Below are 3835 nucleotides of genomic sequence, written 5' to 3'. Positions count from 1 at the left end.
GTCCGCGCACCGGCGGCGGGGGCCGCGGCAGAGGCAGCGGCCGGGCCCGCCTGCGGGGGCGCGGGGCGGCTCGTACCGGGGACCCAGGACGCGCCGTTCCAGTACCGGACATAGCCGGGGATGGAGGGGTCGGGGTAGTAGCCCTCGCGGGGGCTTTCGTCACCGGGTGCCGGAGTTGGCGCGCTCATCAGCGGATCCCGTATCTCTTCGAGGCCTCAGGCCGTCCCCGCGGTGCGGCGGGCGGCCTCAATACAAGGGTCCACATCTATCAGACAGCCGCCCGCCCCCGGGCCGGTCCACCTGTTTGGGACCACTTTCGGGACGGCCCGAAGTTTTTTTGAGAAATCGCGTAATAGGTGGCGGGGAGGGCGCTCTCTCCTTGTGCGGGACGGTCACAGGACCGGCCCACGAGCACCGGAAGGTTGTGCATTCTCATGATGAACATCGTGGAACGTGAGCTGGAGCTGCGTCTCGTCCTGTCCCCCGAGCGGTCCATCCCGGTACCCGCCCGGCTGACGTACCGCACGGACGACCCGTACGCGGTGCACATCGCCTTCCACATCGGCTCCGAGTCGCCCGTGCACTGGACGTTCGCCCGGGAGCTGCTGGTGGAGGGCGTGTTCCGGCCGTGCGGGCACGGGGACGTACGGATCTGGCCGACGAAGGTCGCGGGCCGCAGCGTCATCTGCGTGGCCCTCACCTCCCCCGACGGCAACGCCCTGCTCGAAGTGTCCTCGGCCGCCGTGGCCGCCTGGGTGGAACGGACCCTGCGGGTGGTGCCGCCGGGCGCCGAGAGCGACCGGCTCGGCATCGACGAGGCGCTGGCGGAGCTGCTGGCCCCGCTGCCGGCCGACGACCTGTGGCTGGGCGACCCGTGGTCGGCGGACGAGTTGCCGTCCCAGGACGGTGAGGTGTGAGAGAGGCCGAACGGGGGAGCCGTCAGAAGAGTTTGCCGGGGTTGAGGAGGCCGAGGGGGTCGAAGGCGGCCTTGATGGAGCGCTGGAGTTCGATGCCCGTCTCGCCCAGTTCGCGGGCGAGCCACTCCTTCTTGAGGACGCCGACGCCGTGTTCACCGGTGATGGTTCCGCCGAGCTCCAGACCGAGCGCCATGATGGCGTCGAAGGACTCGCGGGCCCGGCGGGACTCGTCGGGGTCGTGGTGGTCGAAGCAGACGACGGGGTGGGTGTTGCCGTCGCCCGCGTGGGCGCAGACGCCGATGGTGAGGTCGTACTCCTCGGCGATGGCCGCCGTGCCCGCGAGCATCGCGCCGAGCCGGGAGCGCGGTACGCACACGTCGTCGATCATCGTGGCGGGCTTGACGGCCTCCAGCGCGGTGAGGGACATCCGGCGGGCCTGGAGGAGGAGTTCGGACTCGGCCGGGTTGTCGGCCGGGACCACCTCGGTGGCCCCGGCGGCGGTGCAGAGCTCTCCGACGGCGGCGAGATCGGCCCCCGGGTCGGGGGTGTCGAAGGCGCAGAGGAGCAGGGCTTCGGTGGTCTCGGGCAGGCCCATGGCGGCCAGCGCGTTGACGGCACGCACGGTCGTACGGTCCATCAGTTCGAGGAGTGACGGCGTGTGACCGCGCTCCATGATCCGGCACACAGCGTCACAGGCAGCGGCTGCCGAGGGGAACTCGGCGGCGAGGACGAGCTGCTGGGGCGGCTGCGGTTTGAGCGCGAGGACGGCCTTGACGACGATCCCGAGGCTGCCCTCGGAGCCGACGAGGAGCCGGGTCAGGTCGTATCCGGCGACGCCCTTGGCGGTGCGGCGGCCGGTGGTCAGGAGCCGCCCGTCGGCGAGGACGACGTCCAGACCGAGGACGTACTCGGCGGTGACCCCGTACTTCACACAGCACAGGCCGCCGGACGCGGTGCCGATGTTGCCGCCGATGGTGCACGTCTCCCAGCTGGAGGGGTCCGGCGGGTAGTACAGACCGTGTTCGTTCACCGCGCGTGACAGCACCGCGTTGACGACACCCGGTTCGACGACGGCGATCCGGTCGACCGGGCTGATCTCCAGGATCCGGTCCATCTTCACCAGGGACAGCACGATGCAGCCGTCCGAGGCGTTGGCCGCGCCGGACAGGCCGGTACGGGCGCCCTGCGGGACGACCGGGACGCGCAGCGCGGTGGCGGTGCGCATGACGTGCTGGACCTGCTCGACCGTGCGCGGGAGCACGACGACGGCCGGGGTGCCGGCCTCGCAGAAGCCCGCCATGTCGTGGGCGTAGGACGTGGTGACGTCCGGATCCGTGATCAGCGCCTCGGGAGGCAGTCCCGCGCGCAGCCGTTCGAGGAGATCGCTCATGATCCAAGCGTGACACCCGGGGCCAAAGGTGTGAACCCGTGGGCGGCGGCGATCCCAAGGCGCGGTGTGCTCGTATGACTGGCGCACAGTGATGGCCATGGATGTCATGCCGCAGCAGGATCCGGAGTCCCGCCAGCCGCCCGAGCCGTCCCCGCAGGACCCCTACGTGCCTCCCACCGAAGGCGCCACCGCCGTACCCCCGCCGCCTCCCACCCTGCGGACGACGCTGCGCCGGGCCGCGGTCGGCGCGGTCGCCGCCGGGGTGCTGCTGGCCGGGGCGCTGGTGGCGGTGGAGGGCGGAGAGGACACGCCGAGGGAGCCGGGGCCGGTCGAGCGGGCCGAGGCGGCGACGGCCGCGGGCTCCCCCGCCTCGCTCTCGGACCTCACCGCGCTGATCGGGGACCGGCAGAAGTGGGTGGAGTCCCATCCGGCCGACGCCCCGTCCCTGGCGACGCTCGGCACGGCGTACGTGGAGTGGGCGCGGCGCTCGGCGGACACGGCGTACTACGCCCGCGCCGAACAGGCCCTGAAGCGTTCGCTGGACGCGCGGCCGGGCGAGAACGGCAACGGGGAGGCGTGGGTGGGCCTGGCGGCCCTGGCCAACGCCCGGCACGACTTCCTCGCGGCGAAGCGGTGGGGCGAGACGGTGAGGAAGCAGCAGCCGAAGGCCTGGAACGTGTACCCGGTCCTCATCGACGCGTACACCGGGCTCGGCGACCGGAAGGCGGCGACCGCGGCGACGGAGAAGTTCGGCGAGCTGCGCCAGGGGGTTCCGGCGCTGGCCCGCACCGCCGAGCTGTACCGGGGCCAGGGCTGGCGCGAGGACGCGCTGGCCACCGCCCGGGAGGCGGCCGACCGGGCGACGCAGCCCGCGGAGAAGGCCGAGGCGCTGCACCGGCTCGGCGAGCTGGCCTGGGAGCGGGGCGAACCGGAGGAGGCGGTGGCGCAGTTCGACGCGGCGCTGCGCACGGACGCCGGTCAGCTCGCCTCGCTGGCGGGCCGGGCCCGGGCCCTGGTGGCGCTGGACCGCACGGCTGAGGCGCTGGCCGCGTACCAGAGCGCGCTGGAGAAGTTCCCGCGCCCGGAGTACGCGCTGGAGCTGGGCGAGCTGTACGAGTCGCTGGGGCTGGACGGGGACGCCCGCACCCAGTACGCGAAGCTGCGGGAGATGGTGGCGGCGGCGAAGAAGGACGGGGCCGACGAGTCCGTGGTGCTGGCCCGCTTCGAGGCCGACCACGGGGACCCGGACGAGGCGGTGGAGCTGCTGCGGGGCCAGTGGGCGAAGCAGCACCGCAGTGCGGCGGTGGCGGACGCGCTGGGCTGGGCGCTGCACCGGGCGGGCAGGTCCGAGGAGGGGTTGGGGTACGCGGAGCGGGCCGTCGGCACGGGCGTGCGGAACGCGTCGTACGCGTACCACCTGGGCGTGATCCAGCGGGAGCTGGCGGACTACGGTCCGGCGCGCCGCCATCTGGAGGAGGCCGTGCGCACCAACCCGGCGTTCTCGCCGCTCGCCGCGCCGCTGGCCCGG

4 protein-coding genes are annotated in these 3835 nt (G+C 73.2%); 2 read left to right on the top strand and 2 right to left on the bottom strand.

Annotated features, from left to right (window positions below):
- Positions 1-188, bottom strand: a 188-nt coding sequence (locus tag B9S58_RS01635) for a DUF2510 domain-containing protein (RefSeq protein WP_146063441.1), incomplete at its 3' end; no start/stop codon positions are given.
- A gap of 246 nt (positions 189-434) precedes the next feature.
- Here B9S58_RS01635 and B9S58_RS01630 point away from each other — a divergent pair.
- Entirely contained in the window at positions 435-917 is a 483-nt protein-coding gene (locus tag B9S58_RS01630; RefSeq protein WP_103530369.1) for an SsgA family sporulation/cell division regulator, read from the top strand.
- A gap of 22 nt (positions 918-939) precedes the next feature.
- On the opposite strand, the gene B9S58_RS01625 is transcribed toward B9S58_RS01630, so the two are convergent.
- A complete protein-coding gene (locus B9S58_RS01625; RefSeq protein WP_103530368.1) occupies positions 940-2307 on the bottom strand; it encodes an FAD-binding oxidoreductase in 1368 nt (455 codons plus the stop codon).
- Positions 2308-2404: 97 nt separating this feature from the next.
- Between B9S58_RS01625 and B9S58_RS01620 the strand changes: the two genes are divergently transcribed.
- A partial coding sequence (locus B9S58_RS01620) for a tetratricopeptide repeat protein (RefSeq protein ID WP_103530370.1) occupies positions 2405-3835 on the top strand: 1431 nt, incomplete at its 3' end.

Source organism: Streptomyces sp. SM11 (genome assembly GCF_002910905.1).
Lineage (GTDB): Bacteria > Actinomycetota > Actinomycetes > Streptomycetales > Streptomycetaceae > Streptomyces.
Note: the sequence above shows the minus strand (reverse complement) of the source record. Positions and strands in the feature narration are given on the sequence as shown.

What these genes read in the sequence shown, in the direction of transcription:
- B9S58_RS01630 (WP_103530369.1), top strand. Translation starts at nt 435, where the DNA reads ATGATGAACATCGTGGAACGTGAGCTGGAGCTGCGTCTCGTCCTGTCC.
- B9S58_RS01625 (WP_103530368.1), bottom strand. Translation starts at nt 2,307, where the DNA reads ATGAGCGATCTCCTCGAACGGCTGCGCGCGGGACTGCCTCCCGAGGCG.